At 45.6% G+C, this 17,518-nt stretch carries 16 protein-coding genes and 1 pseudogene; 4 read left to right on the forward strand and 13 right to left on the reverse strand.

What is annotated here, in order from left to right:
• Positions 1 to 36: 36 nt before the first annotated feature.
• Positions 37 to 2,022, reverse strand: coding sequence for an alpha-ketoacid dehydrogenase subunit alpha/beta (locus BG260_RS08815; RefSeq protein WP_069131790.1), 1,986 nt, complete (start codon positions 2,020 to 2,022; stop codon positions 37 to 39).
• A 160-nt stretch (positions 2,023 to 2,182) separates the two neighbouring features.
• Here BG260_RS08815 and speD point away from each other — a divergent pair, with 160 nt between their 5' ends.
• From speD to speE, 3 genes are all read left to right on the forward strand, one after another.
• The gene (speD, locus tag BG260_RS08820) at positions 2,183 to 2,587 is read left to right on the forward strand and encodes an adenosylmethionine decarboxylase (RefSeq protein ID WP_069131792.1); all 405 of its coding nucleotides are present in this window, start codon (positions 2,183 to 2,185) and stop codon (positions 2,585 to 2,587) included.
• A 186-nt stretch (positions 2,588 to 2,773) separates the two neighbouring features.
• Positions 2,774 to 3,247: a pyruvoyl-dependent arginine decarboxylase gene (locus BG260_RS08825; RefSeq protein ID WP_069131851.1), complete on the forward strand. Its 474-nt coding sequence runs from the start codon at positions 2,774 to 2,776 to the stop codon at positions 3,245 to 3,247.
• Positions 3,248 to 3,385: 138 nt separating this feature from the next.
• Positions 3,386 to 4,234: a polyamine aminopropyltransferase gene (gene speE, locus BG260_RS08830; protein WP_069131794.1), complete on the forward strand. Its 849-nt coding sequence runs from the start codon at positions 3,386 to 3,388 to the stop codon at positions 4,232 to 4,234.
• A gap of 342 nt (positions 4,235 to 4,576) precedes the next feature.
• On the opposite strand, the gene BG260_RS08840 is transcribed toward speE, so the two are convergent.
• The 5 genes from BG260_RS08840 to BG260_RS08860 form a co-directional block, all read right to left on the reverse strand.
• On the reverse strand, positions 4,577 to 5,689 hold the full coding sequence (locus BG260_RS08840; protein ID WP_069131797.1) for a DUF445 domain-containing protein: 1,113 nt from the start codon (positions 5,687 to 5,689) through the stop codon (positions 4,577 to 4,579).
• 40 nt (positions 5,690 to 5,729) lie between these two features.
• On the reverse strand, positions 5,730 to 7,094 hold the full coding sequence (locus BG260_RS08845) for a DNA topoisomerase (RefSeq protein WP_069131800.1): 1,365 nt from the start codon (positions 7,092 to 7,094) through the stop codon (positions 5,730 to 5,732).
• Positions 7,091 to 7,558, reverse strand: a complete 468-nt coding sequence (ybeY, locus tag BG260_RS08850) for an rRNA maturation RNase YbeY (RefSeq protein WP_083750212.1) — start codon at positions 7,556 to 7,558, stop codon at positions 7,091 to 7,093. The genes BG260_RS08845 and ybeY overlap by 4 nt, the downstream gene beginning before the upstream one ends.
• Entirely contained in the window at positions 7,542 to 8,009 is a 468-nt protein-coding gene (locus BG260_RS08855; RefSeq protein ID WP_069131802.1) for a hypothetical protein, read from the reverse strand. Before BG260_RS08855 ends, ybeY begins: the two co-directional genes overlap by 17 nt.
• 75 nt (positions 8,010 to 8,084) lie before the next feature.
• The gene (locus tag BG260_RS08860; RefSeq protein WP_245683932.1) at positions 8,085 to 11,114 is read right to left on the reverse strand and encodes a glycosyltransferase family 117 protein; all 3,030 of its coding nucleotides are present in this window, start codon (positions 11,112 to 11,114) and stop codon (positions 8,085 to 8,087) included.
• A 266-nt stretch (positions 11,115 to 11,380) separates the two neighbouring features.
• Here BG260_RS08860 and BG260_RS08865 point away from each other — a divergent pair, with 266 nt between their 5' ends.
• Positions 11,381 to 12,877 (forward strand): sodium-dependent transporter, encoded by a 1,497-nt coding sequence (locus BG260_RS08865; RefSeq protein WP_069131803.1) that lies wholly within the window; start codon positions 11,381 to 11,383, stop codon positions 12,875 to 12,877.
• 74 nt (positions 12,878 to 12,951) lie between these two features.
• On the opposite strand, the gene BG260_RS08870 is transcribed toward BG260_RS08865, so the two are convergent.
• The 7 genes and pseudogenes from BG260_RS08870 to BG260_RS08905 all read right to left on the reverse strand — a co-directional run bounded on the left by BG260_RS08870 (position 12,952) and on the right by BG260_RS08905 (position 17,452).
• Positions 12,952 to 13,518, reverse strand: coding sequence for a PH domain-containing protein (locus tag BG260_RS08870; RefSeq protein WP_069131805.1), 567 nt, complete (start codon positions 13,516 to 13,518; stop codon positions 12,952 to 12,954).
• Between the two features lie 117 nt (positions 13,519 to 13,635).
• Positions 13,636 to 14,184, reverse strand: coding sequence for a peptide-methionine (R)-S-oxide reductase MsrB (gene msrB, locus BG260_RS08875; RefSeq protein WP_245683933.1), 549 nt, complete (start codon positions 14,182 to 14,184; stop codon positions 13,636 to 13,638).
• Positions 14,185 to 14,268: 84 nt separating this feature from the next.
• Positions 14,269 to 15,447: pseudogene (locus tag BG260_RS08885) on the reverse strand (DUF3095 family protein).
• A gap of 46 nt (positions 15,448 to 15,493) precedes the next feature.
• Positions 15,494 to 16,108 carry an acyloxyacyl hydrolase gene (locus tag BG260_RS08890; RefSeq protein ID WP_069131812.1) on the reverse strand — a complete coding sequence of 205 codons (615 nt, stop codon included), beginning with the start codon at positions 16,106 to 16,108 and terminating at the stop codon, positions 15,494 to 15,496.
• Between the two features lie 11 nt (positions 16,109 to 16,119).
• Positions 16,120 to 16,443 carry a hypothetical protein gene (locus tag BG260_RS08895; protein WP_069131813.1) on the reverse strand — a complete coding sequence of 108 codons (324 nt, stop codon included), beginning with the start codon at positions 16,441 to 16,443 and terminating at the stop codon, positions 16,120 to 16,122.
• 63 nt (positions 16,444 to 16,506) lie between these two features.
• Positions 16,507 to 16,719 (reverse strand): cold-shock protein, encoded by a 213-nt coding sequence (locus tag BG260_RS08900; protein WP_069131816.1) that lies wholly within the window; start codon positions 16,717 to 16,719, stop codon positions 16,507 to 16,509.
• A 124-nt stretch (positions 16,720 to 16,843) separates the two neighbouring features.
• Positions 16,844 to 17,452, reverse strand: coding sequence for a hypothetical protein (locus tag BG260_RS08905; protein WP_069131818.1), 609 nt, complete (start codon positions 17,450 to 17,452; stop codon positions 16,844 to 16,846).
• Positions 17,453 to 17,518 lie beyond the last annotated feature (66 nt).

Consider the following 17,518-nt stretch of genomic DNA (forward strand, 5'->3'; position numbering starts at 1 on the left):
ATTCTACCTGAGATACTCGACAGTCGAGTGAGTAGTTTAAAAGTTCAGAAGCTTCTCAAGTTGTTCACGCAATCTGTGGTTAGCCAAATACCCCTTTTCAAGCTCTTTGCTGAAGGGGATAGGCATGTGCAGGGAGGAGCATCTCATGACCGGTGCATCGAGCAGTTCAAATCCGCGCTCTGTGATGCCGGCTGAAAGTTCACTCATCGGGCCCAGAATTTCCGGATTTTCCTGCAAAAGAAGCACGCGCCCCGTCTTCTCAATGGAGCCAATAACTGTTTCCCAATCTATGGGAGCCAGCGAGCGAAGGTCCACAATTTCAATCTTCACACCATTATTTTCATACTCATCGGCAATCTCTTGAGCCCAATGTACGCCCATCCCGAAAGTTACAATCGTGGCATCCTTTCCTTCCCGCACAATGGAAGCCTTCTCCAGATCGGTGAAGGTGCAGTGATCGGGTGTGACCTCTTTAATACTACGATAGAGTTTTTTGTGCTCAAAGAATAGAACCGGATTGTTATCATAAAGAGCCGTGTATAGCATATTTTGTGCATCCTGCACATTGGACGGAACAAGAACCCGAACGCCGGGAAGCTGCATGAACCAGTTTTCGGGGCATTGAGAGTGGAAGGGTCCGGCACCAACTCCTCCACCGTGGGGCGCCCGGATCGTCACGTTCAGATCGGGCATCCAGCGGTAGCGGCCTTTGGAGAGATTATTCACAATCTGGTTATACCCGCAGGAGATAAAATCGGCGAACTGCATCTCCACAACCGGTTTAAACCCCTCAACGGCCAGCCCGATCGCTGCACCGATTGCACCCGACTCTATGATGGGTGTATTTCGGATACGATCTTTTCCAAACAGCTTCACAAATCCTTCCGAAGCCTTGAATACCCCGCCATATTCGGCGATGTCCTGTCCCATCATCACAAAGGAGTCATCTTCAGTAAAAGCCTGCTTTTGAGCCAGGTGAATGGAATCAATAATTCGTTTTTCTGACGATTCATGTTTTTGGCCATTGCTTGAAGCTTGAGGCTGAGATTTTAATCCGGCACGATTCAGCTCCTCTTGCTCATCAAATTGTGGATCATCGGCATTAAGTGCACGATCGAGATCTTCCGTAAAAGAACCCTGAATCTCTTCGCGAATGGACTTCATCTTCTTTTCTGTAAGAATCTCTTCACTTAACAGCCACTCTTCATACCTTTTGATGGGATCTTTTTCAGCCCACTGTTCAAACAGCTCATCGGGCACATAGAACGTACCGGAGGCCTCTTCGTGACCACGCATGCGGAAAGTTTTCGCTTCAATCAGCACCGGTTTGCCGGACAGAGCAAGTTTTCGAGCTTTTGTAACCGCTTCCTGAACATTAAAAAAGTCATTCCCGTCAATAATCATGCTCTCCATACCGTACCCAACGGCCCGATCCGCGATATGTTCGCAGGCAAACTGCTCAGAGGAAGGAGTGGAGAGGCCGTATCCGTTGTTTTCAATCATAAAGATTGCCGGGAGTTTCCATACGGCAGCGAGGTTCAGTGCCTCATGAAAATCCCCTTCACTAGTTGCTCCATCACCGCAAAAACTGAAAGCAACCTGATCCTTCCCGCGAAGTTTTGCAGCCAGAGCAATACCGTCTGCAACCGGCATGGTAGCCGCCAGGTGAGAGATCATTCCGAAGATTCGATGTTCGGTGGTACCGAAGTGAAACGAGCGGTCTCGTCCCCCGGTGAAACCATCTCGCTTTCCAAATAGTTGTGTAAAGAGGGTATAGAGCGGAACACCCCGAGTCGTGAAAACTCCGAGGTTGCGGTGCATAGGTAGAATGTAATCTTCTTTTTTGAGACTAAGGGTTGAGCCAACGGAAATTGCTTCCTGTCCCATTCCGGAGAACCATTTGCTGATTTTGTTCTGACGAAGAAGCGTGAGCATGCGCTCTTCAATCATACGGGGAAGCAGCAGATCCTTATAGTTTTGAACCGCTTTTTTTTGATTAATTTTTTTTGCGGGGGCTATCATTAATAAGAATTTTATGTGTAATTTATTTGTTTGCTGATGGTTAAATATTGAACCTGAAAGAATAAAAAACCACTGACCCTTATGGACAGGAAAAAACGACACTTTGTCAAACACTATTTATCTGAAACATAGCTTTTAACAATTTAAAATACACGGTGAAATGGAAGCACTTGGAAGACAAATTCTGGTTGAGTTTTACGATTGCGACGAATCAAAAATAAACGACGTCTCTTACATAGAAAACTCCCTTATACAGGCTACAAAAGCATCAAAAGCGACAATCATCTCCCATAATTTTCACAAGTTCAGTCCATACGGCGTTAGCGGTGTAGTTGTTATAGCTGAATCGCACGTGGCAATTCATACCTGGCCTGAATATAACTATGCGGCCGTCGATATCTTTACCTGCGGTGATACCATTGATCCATGGGTGATTCAAGAGCATCTGAAAGAGTATTTCGAGTCGAAAAATGTATCCAGTATGGAGATGAAGAGAGGGATGTTCAGAATGCCTGAAGGGCAGAAACTGCTATTCAAGCCGGATCAAAATCTGCAGCCGAATTAAGCAGATGATTCACTTACAGTGGGGTGAAAGACAGAGTTCAATACTCTGAGAGTGTCGTTTTGCCCGGTAACCAATTCTGTCTTGAACGATTCGGATGCTGCGATCGAGTCTGATGTGTTGCTTCTATTTTAAATGTTTTTAAGTATAACAATATCAAAATTTTAACTATTTACTTTTAATATTATGATGGTAAAAACTCCAAATATTTACACCCTTGTAAAAGGTGCCAGTGAAGGCCGGACCCGTTTGAATGCGTTTGATAATGCGTTGTTGAACGCGGGTGTGGGTGATACCAACCTGATGCGAATGAGCAGTATTTTACCACCGGCCGCCGAGCAGGTGAACGTCAATGAAATTACCCTGCCCAAAGGCGGTTTAATACCGCTTGCTTACGCTACGATCGACAGCACAACACCGGGACAGTTGATCTCAGCGGCTATTGCTGTGGGTATTCCGGAAGATGACCGTGAGCCGGGTGTGATTATGGAGTTTGAAGATCACGCTCCACTGACAAACGTTGAAGAGATTGTACGCCAGATGGTTGTGGATGGTTTTGAATACCGGAATCGTAAACTCAAAGAGATTAAATCACTTGGAATTGAACACAAAGTTGAGCGATGCGGGTCGGTTTTTGCCGCTGCAGTTCTTTGGTATAAGTAGAAATTAGTCTTGAGATGTGAGTCTTGAGAATTAAGTAGTAGGTAGTAAGAATTTAAACTGTGATACCTGTTTCCCCGCTTTAAATATATTTCCTGCTTAAGCCTGCAATTTGAAACCTGCAACCTGAAACTTGATAAAATGCCTTTACAATACAACGAGTACTACAATGAGCAGACGGGGCTGACAATCGGCCTTAAGAAGCTCTTATTTGCAAAACAATCAGATTATCAGCTGGTGGAGGTCTATGAGACCGATACCTGGGGCAATCTGATGACCATCGACGGAATGGTGATGCTGAGTGAGCGGGACGAGTTCGTCTATCACGAGATGATTTCCCATGTAGCGATGTTTACCCATCCAAATCCCAAAAGAGTGCTGATCATCGGCGGCGGGGATGGCGGTACAGCGCGCGAGGTGTTGAAGCACAGATCCGTAGAGCATGTAGACATGGTAGAGATCGACCAAACGGTAGTTGAGGCCTCAAAACTCCATTTTCCCGGTGTAGGCGATTTTGAGAATCCGAAACTGAATGTTCTCTATGAAGACGGCATCGCATTCGTGAAAAATGTAAAGGATCCATACGACGTAATTATTATTGATGGGTCGGATCCGGTGGGTCCGGCAGAAGGGCTGTTTGAAAAAGATTTCTATCAATTCTGTCTGGATGCTCTGACAGATGACGGAGTGCTGACCGCTCAGACCGAGAGCCCCTGGGTGGAGTCGTACTACCCAAGTATGAGAAAAGTGTTCACCGCACTGGATGAACTTTTCGACGTTTCCAAGATGTACCTCAGTTTCATTCCGCTCTACCCGGCGGGCATGTGGTCGATGGCTTGCGCCACCAAAGGGGAGGACCCGCTGAGCTCTGAAGTGACGAAAAGAATCCGATCCAATCCGGAGCTATTAAAGTCGCTCAGCTACTACAACGAAGAGGTTCACGTTGGTGCGTTTGCACTGCCCAATTTTGTGAAGAAAATTGTAGAGTAAACAGTGAAGTCAGTTACTGTTTTTACGGTATAGTTACTCATAAAATTTTCCCAAAATCAAAGGGGAGTCGGCATCGGCCGGTTCCCCTTTTTTCTTGTAGAAAATGGTCAGCAAATAATGGGGGTTTGGCTTTAAATATTCATCATAAAGAGCGGGAATATTACAAAAATCCTGAAAGCCTAAATTATTTAGGTAACGAACCCGGATGAATGCAACCAAGCCCGGTTTAATAGAAATCCCATTCGCAGATCAGGTTGTGTAAAAATTATAGATGAATAGTTCTAATATTATGCAGTTCAACCTAATAATAGAATTATTGTAGAAAAAATATAATAGCGCATCCTACTGATACAATACCCGGTCTGTCAGAACGACAGTGACTCCAAATAGGGTTAAAAAAGTTAGGCTAAGCACCGGTTCCCATATCACAAAGCCCCCAATGAGCCCTAAAACAGCTCCTAAATACTGAATAATTTTGAGCTGTTCATTGGTTGCATTTTTGATCATCTGTTCAAGCCGCTGTTCATCATAATTCCTCAAATTTTCTTGCACAAATTTCTGAATATCGAGCCGGTTGACCAGCTTGTAGATCAGATCGGTAATGATCCGATCGAGCTCTTCAGAAACTTCATCCAAACGCTCCGGAAGTTCATCGAAAAATTCATCCACAAATCCGAAGTTTCTCTCTACCGTTATGGGCAGATCCACAACCGATTCTTCAATTAAACGTTGAAGTGTTTGGCCTTTCAAAAGAGTGTAGGTTTTGAGGGCTGTTCGCTCAATCGGCTTCTCTTTCAGGCCGGCTTCAATCTCTTTGGAGAGGTAGAAACTGACCCGCTCCCTGAACGAATCATCATGAACCACAGAGTGAACATAATCCACTATCCACTCTTTAAAATCCTCTCGGAATGTCTCTTTACCAACGGAGCTTACCAGGCTGTTCTGGATCTGCTCTCTATAGGTTTGAATGATCTTCGACTCCTCAATTTTTAATTTGATGAGCTTTGGGTTGATCAAGTCTTCAGCAACCGCTGTAGAAAGCCTCCAGGCGATACGATCCTTCTGTGCAGGAATCAAGCCTTGGCCAAGCAGCGGTCTTCGATTTAGCGGTCGAAAGAGCATGGTGATAGCAATCCAATTGGTCAGAAACCCGATCATACCGCTCACGCTAATAATTCGCAGCAGGCCATTTAGCGGAAAAACATATCCAAACAGGCTGAATTGTAGATTTGGGAAGTCCCAGAAGAAAGAGAAGATAAAAAGGAGGATGAGCAGGTAAGGAATAGGCTTGAGGAACAGCAGAAGCTTCAGGGATGAGCTCTTCTTAGGCGGTTCTGATCCCGGATGTTGAACAGAATCCGGCAGCTCAATGGTCAAATGGCGTGAGAGGATTGATTTTAGATCTTTTCCTTTTCTATCCTCATCAGGCTGAATATTCTTACTGATTTCGTTCATGGATGATTAATTATTCGTGGGAGACGTCTGCATAGTCCTTTCACGAGAGAGCCTCACGGATAGTTTCAGCAGTTGCGCTGCCATTAGCAGACAAGCTGTTCAATCTACCGATATCCTTCGCAAATGAGGAGCCGTCGTTCAGATAAGGGGTCAGATACTTGCCGGGCTTCACCGTAGTATTTTCTATTTCGATGTAGTTCTCAGCTTGCCAGCGATCCATCTTTTTGCCGAATGAGGAGGGTGACTGGACCTGCAGTTGATGGAGAAGAGCCCCTGTTTCAGAGATGGTTCTGACCGGCATCAACTCCGTTGAGGGGGCTACGGAGTCCTCAACAGGAAGGTAAAAATTGGTATCGGGATGAAAAGGAGTTCGGTAGGCGTTGTACTTCTCTTTAGGTACCGAGATGGCTTTGATCGTGTGGCGGTAGATCAGCGCATACAGATCCCTCAGTGTGCTCAGAAGCTCTCCGGATACGGATTCCGGTGTGTGGGGCAGGTTGAGCGGGTAGATGCTCTCATGGGCGACCTCACTTCCGGCAATATTCCGGATGAACATCGGTTTGAATTCATGATCTTTCTGAACTCTGTAAAACTGCTTTTGAAGTTCACCCCAGGTTTCGCTGAAGTAGGAGTTGGCAGCGGTGCGCGGGTAGCTGATAAGGGATTCATCACTCAGTTCGAGGGTGTGTGTAAACAACTGCTGGAGTGATTCTTGTGCATTAGCCAGCGAACTAAAAAGTTGCTGCTCAATGGCTTTTTCTAACAGATCAAACGTAGAAAGGGGAGAGACGGAGTGATATTCCGATTCATCAACCAAGTCCTTTAGCGGTATCCATTCATCGGGATTACAGCGAATGGGCTGGCTTGAGATCCAGCGCCGTTCGGATTGGTCCTTGAAATTTCGAAATGGGAAATGGCTGGAAAAAACGGAAGCCAGTGCGGCGATCTGCATCGATGGCCGCCGGCCGCCCAATTTCCATTGATGGCGAATAAGAGATCGATTTTTTAACCTCAGTTCCAGATGATCCGGCTGTATGACTTCCGCCTTACTGATGAGCCTCTCAATTCCTCTTCGTCCCAAATGTTGAATGTAGGATCGTTTAACAGAGGGATCTTTCAGAAACTTGAAAACTGACCATGCGATGAAATCACCCGATGGATCAGAGTCTGTAGCGATGATGACATTTCCGGCCCAGCTTGCCTGTTGTTTCAACTCTTTGCGGAATCCGAGTTGGTCGGGATCTGCAATCGCTTTTAACTGATGTTTGCCGGGGTCATAAACCGGTTTCCAGGCGTAACCGCTGGTAGACATTACATAGACTGAGGAGGGGGCATACCGCTGAATGATTCGGGCAATAACCGGGGATTCAACAATCAGGAGGGTATAGGTTGCCGAGGCATTCACGATGAGTTTTTCAAAGCTTCCAGGTATTGATCCTCAAGATCCGTCATAAGCTGTTTCTCTTTTGGTGTTTGATCATCGTGGCCCGCCAGGTGTATCAATCCGTGCACAAAGACTCGCAAAAATTCGGTTTTCATGTTATCATCAAACTCTGCACTCTGTTCTGCAATACGGGGAGCACAGCAGTAAAGGGTTCCTTCAATGGCTTGAGAATCGTTCTCATCATGGCGGAATGTGATGATATCGGTAATATAATCGCGGTCGAGGAATTCGTGGTTAATTTTAACGATCTCCTCTTCGTCAACGTAAACCAATTCGATCTCTTTATAGCGAACATCCTCGCTCTTTTCAACAATCGTAATCAGTTTTAGTAGCTCGCTCTCCTCAACCGGTACACTCTCTCCGGACTCATTATTGATAATCAATTGATCATTCGGCTCGGTCGGGATGTCAGGAAAGTTCGTCATCGTCAAAAGAGAAATTATCCAGATCGGCAGTATCCGTCAGAGACATGGCTACACCACACATCATCAGATCTTCAGGCAGTTTGGTGAAATCACCCTTCAAGACGGCCTCATTCACATTGGCATACATACTGCAGCCTGCACTCTCTTCCACAATCAGTCCGGTAGTGTTGATACCGTTTTTTCCGAAAAATGTAACCTGCTTCAGAATATCGCTGGCAATGAAAGCGGTACAGTTATGAAGTTGTAGAAATGTGCTCCCCGAGTAAACAGAAACCATATTCATGCGCTCGTCATCCACTTCAAGGCCTAAGTGAATTTCCAGAGCCAGTCTGTTTCCTGCTTCTGAGTTTACAACCTCAAACCTGAAAACATCATCACCCAGAGGTTTGGGTTCAGCATTCAGGATTTCTCCGATGGTTGTGATGTTCTCTTTGGTAAATTCGTGAATCATAGCTTTTTATCTGACGTTAAACTTCTTCAATATACAATTCCGAAGTTTAAGATTAAATAACCGGTTTGATCCGGGCTAAACTCCAAGCCCGAACCTCTCAATTTGCTCCCTGCTCTCCTCAATCGATTCAGGCAGTGGCAGCCGGCCTTCCGTCATTCCATTCACTTCAATGGTTAACGTTTCGGCTTTTTCAATCTCGCCGGTTTCGTAGAAAATATTTTGAATGATGGTTAAACGACTGACTGTAAAGCTTACGTCGTCGATCACATTGTCTCGCTGGCGGGAGAGTCGTTGACGTTCGCGATTCAGGCTTTGAGCTTTTCCAGTATTGGCCTGAGCCCGTGCCCGACGGATCTCTTCATCCAGATTTTGCATCCTGATTTCTGCCCGATCCAGTGCCCGCATATCGTAGCGAAGCTCGTGCATCAACTGTTCGCGAATGAAATCGGACAGATTGTTTGCACGCTCATTCTCTTCCACCCGCATGTAACGGAAGGCATAGAGAGCGGCAATGGTCCAATCGTTCTCAATTTCTCTGAACGGGATCATATCTTCGCCATATTTGAGCCAGTACGCAGCCTGTTCTCTCTCACCGCGCTCCATGTAAGCATCGGCAAGCTGAGTGAAACCGTAGCGGTAGTTACCAAGCATACGTCGCACGTTCTGGTCGAAATAGACCGTCGGAGAGTTCCAGTTGTTGAACTGAAATGACTCAAGCCTTGAGGCGTGCACGTCGGGATCCACATGACCAAACGGGCCAACATTTCGGCGGATGGGCACCACACGGAAGGCCTTTCCTTCAAACTGGAAATAGGGCTCCATATTTAAAAGACCCGATCGGGAAACTGTATTGGCAAAATAGACCGGTCTTAGCCATTGATTCTGCTGTAGAATTTCGAGTATCATCCGATCCTGAGTTTGCAGGTAGTACCTCATGTTCCCCTGGTTATCCCTTCCTGCAGGTCGTCCCTCGAGGTAGAATCGAACTTCATCATCCAGAACTGCAACCGGTTCCGAAAATGGGGTGGCCATTCTTACCTGGTTGAATAGGAGTTCAGTCGCGGCAATGTTTGTAGATGCGGTTTGAACAACTGCCTCCGGATTCTGCTCAATCATATTTTCGTCCGCATCAAAAACAGAGGAGAGGAGTTCCTTATCAACCGGTATAACGATATCCCCGGGATTGTGCAGTTCAAGCTGACCGGTCATTTGCTGAATTTCCTCGTCACTCAAACTGATCGGCAGCGGGAGTGACTCGTGAGTGGTGCGATCGCGCAGCTGCTTTATGTACCAATCGGTATTCAGCAAACTCAGGTTCACAACCCGAACATCTGTCCGGATACCCTCAACCTCCTGAAGGTACCAGAGCGGGAACGTGTCATTATCGCCATTAGTAAAGAGTATGGCATTCCGTTCCACAGAATTTAGCAGGTTATAGGCGTAATCGCGCGGTACGTACATATCGCTTCGGTCATGACTCTCCCAGTTTTGGTAGAGCATCCAGAGCGGAACAGCCGCAAAGGTAACGGCTAAAACTCCATATGAGACCGCTTTATTGTTTCCGACAAACTGCTTGATGAGCTCCATAATTCCGGTCAGCCCGATGCCAACCCAAATTGCATACGCAAAGAAGGAGCCCACATAGGCGTAGTCCCGTTCGCGCGGTTCGGCCGGCGTCTGGTTCAGATAGAAGATGATGGCAAGGCCTGTTAGTAAAAATAGAGCAGTAACTGAGAGCGCACGCCTCCAGTCGTTCTTGAAGTGATAAAGCAAACCAAAAAGCCCGAACAGAAACGGCAGATAGAAATAGGGTGTGTTGGCGGGATTGTTTTTATGTCGGGTATCTGAAAACCCGGAATACCAGCCTGTGTCTTGAATATCGGCTTCCCGCCCGATGAAATTCCAGTTCAGGTAGCGCAGATACATATGATTTACCTGATACTGCCAGAAATAGGACCAGTCTGAATCAAAGTTTGCATAATACTCCATGTGGTGCGGCTGAGAGGAGTGCCGTCGCGGAAACAGTTTCTCAGCAGTACGGTCGATATTTCCGGTACGGTTATCGTACGTATTGCCCTTCAAAAGTGGAGATGTTCCATACTGATCACGGCTCAGGTAGTTCACAAAGGCGGCAACCTCTGAGGGATCATTCTGATCGATTGGCGGTTCGGCATCAGACCGGATCATAATCAGCGCGTAACTTGAATAGCCGATCAAAATCATCGCGTAACCCAGCAGAATCATGTTTGCAACACGCATTCCCTTTTTCTGTGTGTAGTAGATGCCAAAAGTAACGATAGCTACAATCAGTATAATAAAGGTTAGCGGACCGATGAGCCCGTAGGTCATACTTCCAATTCTGCCGGCAATGTTCGGAATATGAATAATGGTGACCGGGTAAATGGCCAGAAAACCTGCAACGGAAACTCCCATCATGGCTAAAAAGGAGAGCGGTGAGAATTGATACTTTTTAAAATAGAATATGAGGGCTACAAAGAAAAGCGCCAGCAGGTTGAGAAGGTGAACCCCAATTCCGATGCCAAAAATATAGGCGATGAGCAGCAGCCAGCGCTCAGAGTAGGGTTGATCATGCTGTGCTGACCATCGAAGTGCCATCCACACAACCAATGCAGTTAGAAACATGGATGAGGCGTACATCTCGGCCTCTACGGCATTAAACCACTGAGTGTGAGTAACGGTAAATGTAAATGCGGCAAAGAGTGCACCGCCGTAAGTTCCAAACTGATCCATCAAGTCCATCTGATCGGCTGAACCCCGCCACTCTTCGATAAGGCGGACGACGATCAGGTAGAGCAGCATAATGGTAAATGCCGAGGCCGTGACGCTGATCATGTTGATGCTGAGCGCCACATACTCTGCCGGCATAAACATCGAAACAAATCTCCCCACGATTGCGAAGAAAGGAGAGCCCGGCGGGTGAGCAATCTGAAGCGTGTGAGAGATGGCGATATATTCAGCCGGATCCCAGAATGATATGGTTGGTGCAACTGATAGCGAATAGATGATAAAGGCGTATAAAAAACTGATGAAGGCAAAAAACCGGTTTCTGGTTCGATGCTCAGCAAAAATTGATGATAAATCCATGTGTAAGTTTACAATTACGGGTTATTGCTGTCAGTTGTTTAACATAAATAAACTGAGGTTTTACAGAACGGAGTACTGAACTTCTTGTTGCGTCACAAATCAGATCCGCGAAAGTCAAAAATATACCGAATCACAGTCTGAATGCACAATCAAAAAGGGTTTCAGATAAACTTGTTCGGGTTCATTCTAAAATGGCTCTTGCCATAGAGTTCAAAAATGGTTATCAACAGTCGTGTAAAATAGATTGATAAATAAAATCTCGCAGAATGGCTGACAAAGGTGCCGGTAAAGAACGGTTTACCACCAAATGGGGGCTCATTTTAAGTGTATTGGGAATTGCAGTTGGAACAGGAAATATCTGGAGGTTTCCCAGAATTGCGGCAGAAAATGGAGGAGAGGCCGGTGCCGGTGCATTTTTGATTGCATGGGTTACGTTTCTGCTCATTTGGTCTGTTCCGCTGATTATTGCCGAATATGGCATAGGTCGAAACGGACGTAAAGGTGTCATTGGCTCCTACATAAAGATGGCCGGGGAGAAATTTGCATGGATGGGCGCCTTTGTCGGTTTTGTGGCTACCGCCATTATGTTTTACTACAGTGTGGTTGCCGGGTGGTCGCTCTACTACTTTGTTGAGTCTATCATAGCCCCGCTTCCGCAAAATGTTGAGCAGGCGAGCATGGTTTGGGAAGGATTTCAATCGTCAGCGATGCCATCCATTTTTCATGCAATCATGATCATACTGGGAGGCCTCGTGATTCTGAAAGGCGTGAAGAGCATTGAACGGATGAATAAAATTCTGATTCCCTCACTTCTGCTCGTGCTTGTGGTCTCCCTTTTTCGTGCACTTACTCTGGAGGGGAGCGGAGCCGGAGTTTCCTACCTGTTCACCCCGGATTGGGCAACACTGAAAGAGCCACGACTTTGGCTGGAGGCCCTCACCCAGAATGCCTGGGATACAGGGGCCGCCTGGGGATTAATCCTCACTTATGGCGCCTATATGCGCACTCGGGACGATATAACAATCAGTGCATTTCAGACCGGTATTGGAAATAACCTTGTCTCATTGATGGCTGCGGTAATCATCTTTTCAACGGTGTTTGGAACACTGGGTGCCGATATGAGTGACGGGGAAGTGCTTTCCATAATGCGCGATTCAGGCCCGGCTTCCACGGGACTTACCTTCATGTGGATGCCACAACTGTTTGATGTGATGGCAGGCGGTAAGATTTTCGCCATTCTGTTCTTTCTGGGGCTTACATTTGCGGCTTTCAGCTCGCTGATCTCTATGATTGAGCTGGCTACGAAGGTGTTTATTGATATGGGCGTTACACGTACCAAGGCAACTGTTGCGGTATGTACTGCCGGATTTTTATTCGGGCTGCCGTCTGCAATCTCATTGGATTTCTTCGCCAATCAGGACTTTGTATGGGGTGTAGGTCTGCTGGCTTCCGGCGGGTTGATCTCCTTTGCGGTGGTTAAGTTTGGCGCTGACCGATTCCGAACCACGCTGGTAAATAACGAACACAGTCGTTTTCAGCTTGGTAAGTGGTGGACCTTTATCATCAAATATGTGATTCCGGTGGAGGTGATTAGTCTGCTTACATGGTGGATCTATCTGAGTGCCACAAGCTTTGCACCGGATACCTGGTATAATCCGCTCGACCCGTTTTCTGTGGCAACCGTATTTGTACAGTTTGCCATTGCTATTGGGCTGTTCAAGTTCTATAACCGGAAAATTGCAGAGAAAACGATATTGAATTGATCGAGTCCCGATATGGATATCTACCCGGTCCATTAGAGAGATCGGGTGAAGATGCATTTCGTAAAGTGAAATATCTACTTTTTTCTATCCAGTTTTTGATCGATGCTCTTCAGGGTTTTGTGAATTTCCTGAAGAATAGGGGCGAGGTTCTCGCTTGCGTTATCGGGGCTTGTGGATGCCTTACTGTATGAGCTTCGGTCCGTGATCTCATCACGCTGCTCCAGTACCCGCTCTCTGAATTGACGTGCGTTCACAATCCCTGTCAACGACATATCAGACATACCCTGAGCGCTTTGACCGGCTGTTTCAATCATCAGTTTACTCAACCCCATCCACCTCAAAACCGGTCCCTCGTGAAATGTGAGGTCCTGTATTTTATCTAAAGGAATAGTGCGTTCGGTTTGAAACCAGATCCCTTTTTTAAAATGGAGAGCCCGGGTCGTCAACTCACAAAACAAGTTATCAAAGTACCGGTTGATGTAGAGTTTACCCAGTAGAAGCCAAAAGGGGAGAACAACAATCCCGACAATAGAGAAGAACAGAGCCACAGCCGTTCCATAGTAAACGTATTTCTTTAGAATTGGGTCAAATTCTGCTTTTTGAAGCGTGGTCGCTTTTCTTGAAGTCCCCGTAGTTGACATAATTGATTGGCTTGTAAATTAGTATGAGCTTAGGAATGAATAAGGAATAGCTCAAAAATTTATTTTCACTGCCAATATACGGGAAAGAAATTTATTGGTTACATTCAGCCAGAAGGTTCAACTCTCATCATTATCCTTGGGCAGGAAATGTAGTGCGGCCGAGTTCATACAATATCGCAATCCGGTCGGTTCCGGACCGTCGTCAAAAACGTGACCGAGGTGTGATTCACACCGGCTGCAGATAATTTCAGTTCGTGTCATAAACATGCTGTTGTCTTCTCTCTCCTCAACGGCAGCCTCGTCAATGGGTGCCCAGTAGCTTGGCCAGCCGCTGCGGCTGTTGTACTTCGTCTCCGAGCTGTAGAGAGGCTGTCCACATCCTTTACAAACATACACCCCTTCATCATATAAGCTGTTATACTCATTCACCCATGGCATTTCGGTACCTTTATTTCGAAGTACACGATATTCGGATGAACTCAGCAGCTCTTTCCACTCCTCTTCGCTGCGGGTAATCCTTTCATTATTTGATGTGTCGGACATAGCAATCGTATATGTGAGATGTTCAATATGGCTGTGGAGTCCGGCAGTCACCTGTATTGGGGGCGTCTCGGATTGTCCCTCTGATGTACAGGAAACAGAAACCGAAATTAAAATCAGAATCAAGAATATTTTTTGCAATTTCATGATTTCGTAACGCATGAAAACCCGGAATCGTTCTTAATGATAGGCACGAATTCGAATCTTCCGTTAACTGACAGACTCTGCAAAACTTTCTACCTCAGACAGACGTCTCTTGAAATCTATGGACGCTTTGGTGTAGCCGCCCCCGGTTCCATCAATAAAGTGGATGTGTTTCCCCTGGTACTCCTTTACGTAGCACGTAGTAACCGTTGAGGTTGTTTCATAGAGGCCATATACCAGTTTCCCAGCTCTGAAGTACTCCTCGAGAAACTCTTTGAGCTCTTCTTTCATTTTGCGATTTCCAGTAATAATCATTTTCAAACTCTGGCTGAATTTTCTATAGTCAGAATTTTTAACAAAATCGGGTTTATAATCTCCCCAATCTGTTTTATTGGTTGCTACTCCGCGGTTCATAAAAACTTTACCGGTAAGCTGCAGAATCAGAAGGTTGGTGAAATAGAAAAAACGACTCAGTCATTTTGTGTCACTTCGTAGGTTTGTTTCTGAAAGCAGGTGACTCAATCTAAAACTCAGTTTCATATCTCTTTGCTGAACCGGTTTGGCAGGTTCGCCATCAAATATTTGATAAATGCGGTTAAGTACATCATCATAGATCTGTAACCGCCCGTTTAATGAAGGTTCAACTACATCGATTATAAGAGAGATAGCAATTTCATCAGCGGGAAATGGATTCCATCGGCACTCAAGTCCGGAAAGGTCCACACGGTGGTTGTATTTTCCGTTTACCGGACTCTGTTCTGATCGCTCTTTTACCCACTCTTCGGCAACCAAAACCCCATCTCCCATAAATGCGGCCTGATTAACCAGGTCGGACGTTTGAAATTTTGCAACCAAAATTTGATAACCATTTTCGTATAGTTCAGAAACGGGTACAATTCCAGCCACAAGGTTCAGATTAAATCTGTCTGCAGCCAGATTTCTACACCCCTGAACAATTTTCTCGGCCTCCTCCATGAACTTCATTGGAAATGCAATGACAGAGCCATCTCCGCCAAATGAGAATGGTAGTTCAGTTTCGTTGAATCGATTGGCAATGGCAGCAATAATCGTCGCCCCCACAAGGTTCACATCCCGGAAACGTCCCTCTTTGATTTGATTGGTTGAATCCCGTACATCTGATACGGCCAGGCACCAATCTTCAGGGAGTGCTGTGTAGAGCTCCTTTTTAGCAAGGTGCCGGAAATTTTGAGTGCCTTTAAGGGTTTTATAAAAATGAATACTCATGCAATTGGGGAGTCAGCGCTCAGGCGTTTTCAAAAGAGTGCGGAACTTACAAAAGAAAGTTCACAAAAAGCATAATGGAGTCAATTCCGGGATTTTCAGGAGCAATAAATGCGTTTGACATGTGAGAAAGTTTCCATCCAACCTGGAAAGAGTTATTACTGTCGGTTGTAAATTGATATCCCGCTCCCAATCCAAGCATAAAATTTAGACGAGCACCGTTAATGTTCGGAAATTGACTGTTCGTAACGATGAAGCCTGCAGAGCTGGTTACAAAAGGGTGGTTCAGGTTTTGGTTGAGAGGCATATTTGCTATCAGGGGTAGAAAACCAAAACCATAAAGCGTGTTTCTTTCACCGCCGTTTCCATCGAGCGGATAATTTACAATACCGCTTACAATCAGTTCTGAACCGAGTTGAGTTCGAAATGAGAGCAGGTCGAGTTCAGTATAGCTGTAACCGACCTTTAGAAACAGCTGCTGACTGTTTTTAACCTTTCCCCAGGCTCTGAATGAGTACGGTGCGAAAGATCCTGAAATGGTAAATGACGGGTTAAAGGAGGAGGTTTCGGTGAGGTCGGGTTGTTGAGCTGCCCCTTTGGAAAATGGCAACAGCAGTATTAGTGCAACGACCGGTAACGTCCGGAATTTGAATAGAAGCTCCATAGGCCGGACAATTATGATTGCTGTTTATGAACGTAGGCCGCAACTCCCCAGATATAGACCCATCCGGCAGCGGTAATGTAAAACGCTCCAACTCCAAGAAATAGAACATTCAACAGATAGAGAAGATGGTAAATCCATACCGGTACTTCAGATACCTGTTTTTTAGTGATAGCCCTGAAATTTCCACTGAAAAGGGTGAACGTACGCGCCAGAACCATCAAACCTGTGTAGATAAAAATTACGTAGGTTAAGGCGGGTGTTGATTCAAAAAAAACAACAAGTGCAATGACGAGTGTTGTAATTAGGTCAACGATGATGTTTTTGATCCACTGCATTGCATTACTTCAGATAGGAGAGATGAAAAGAAAAGGCACCTGAGTTGGTGCCTTTCAACATATTTAAGCGATTTCAATTACCTCTTTTGCCTGGAGCCCTTTATCTCCTTCGGCAATGGTAAATTCAACTTTTTGACCTTCGGTTAATTTCTTAAATCCGTCTGACTGTATCTCTGAATAGTGTACAAATACGTCCTCACCACCTTCTCTTGTGATAAACCCGTACCCTTTGCCATTATGAAACCATTTAACAGTTCCAACTTCACGATTTTCCATAATAGAATCCCAACTTTGTTCCCATTGTAAATTAATTCAGCTCTTAATCTTGGGAGAGTAAGAACCGGTTCGTGTGCTAAAATAGTTTGTTAGAACCTATTTAGCAATAATGATTGTAAAAGTGTTAATCAAGCAGTTCCAGGGATTCTACAAGTACGTATTGTGAATTGTCGAGCTTGGCAGAGTTGCCTTGTCTTGATGAAGTCCATAGTACAGAGGATTGATCGTGTACATCAACAATATAGCCGTTAATTGAAACGATGTGCCCCTCTTTAACCCTCTTCAGTTTATCAGCGATCTCATCATTTGCCGGTATTGCATGCATGTAGAGAAGCTTACTTCGGATTTCGCTAAAGGTCAGGGGAGGGCGGATAACATCGACTTTAAAGTCACGCCGACTGATAGGGGTTTTTACCTGACTGAGTATTCGTTCATCGGATAGATCCCCCCAGCCCAGAACGACATCGACCGGTGCCAAGTCAGATTTTTCATCAAACCAGTAGCGCTTGTTGGCAATGACGCGGGACGTGGTTTTTATCCGGAATTTGGGCTCCAGCGTGTAGTGCTTCACGTAGTGTTCCGTTAAACGAAATCCTCGTTCCACCTGCGGTGCATCCGGAGCCGTAATTCCAACTCCGTGTTTAATCGGTTTCTGATCCCATAGGTAGTAAGAGACGGCAAGTACAATAATAAGAAATAGATGTTTCAGCATTGTTTTAAAATTGTATTTCATCTTCTTGTGATCAAGAGATTCCAAAGGCTGTTTTGTTACAAGAAAAGTAGTATGGGATCTTAAATC

It is taken from the genome of Rhodohalobacter halophilus (assembly GCF_001715195.1).
GTDB lineage: Bacteria > Bacteroidota > Rhodothermia > Balneolales > Balneolaceae > Rhodohalobacter > Rhodohalobacter halophilus.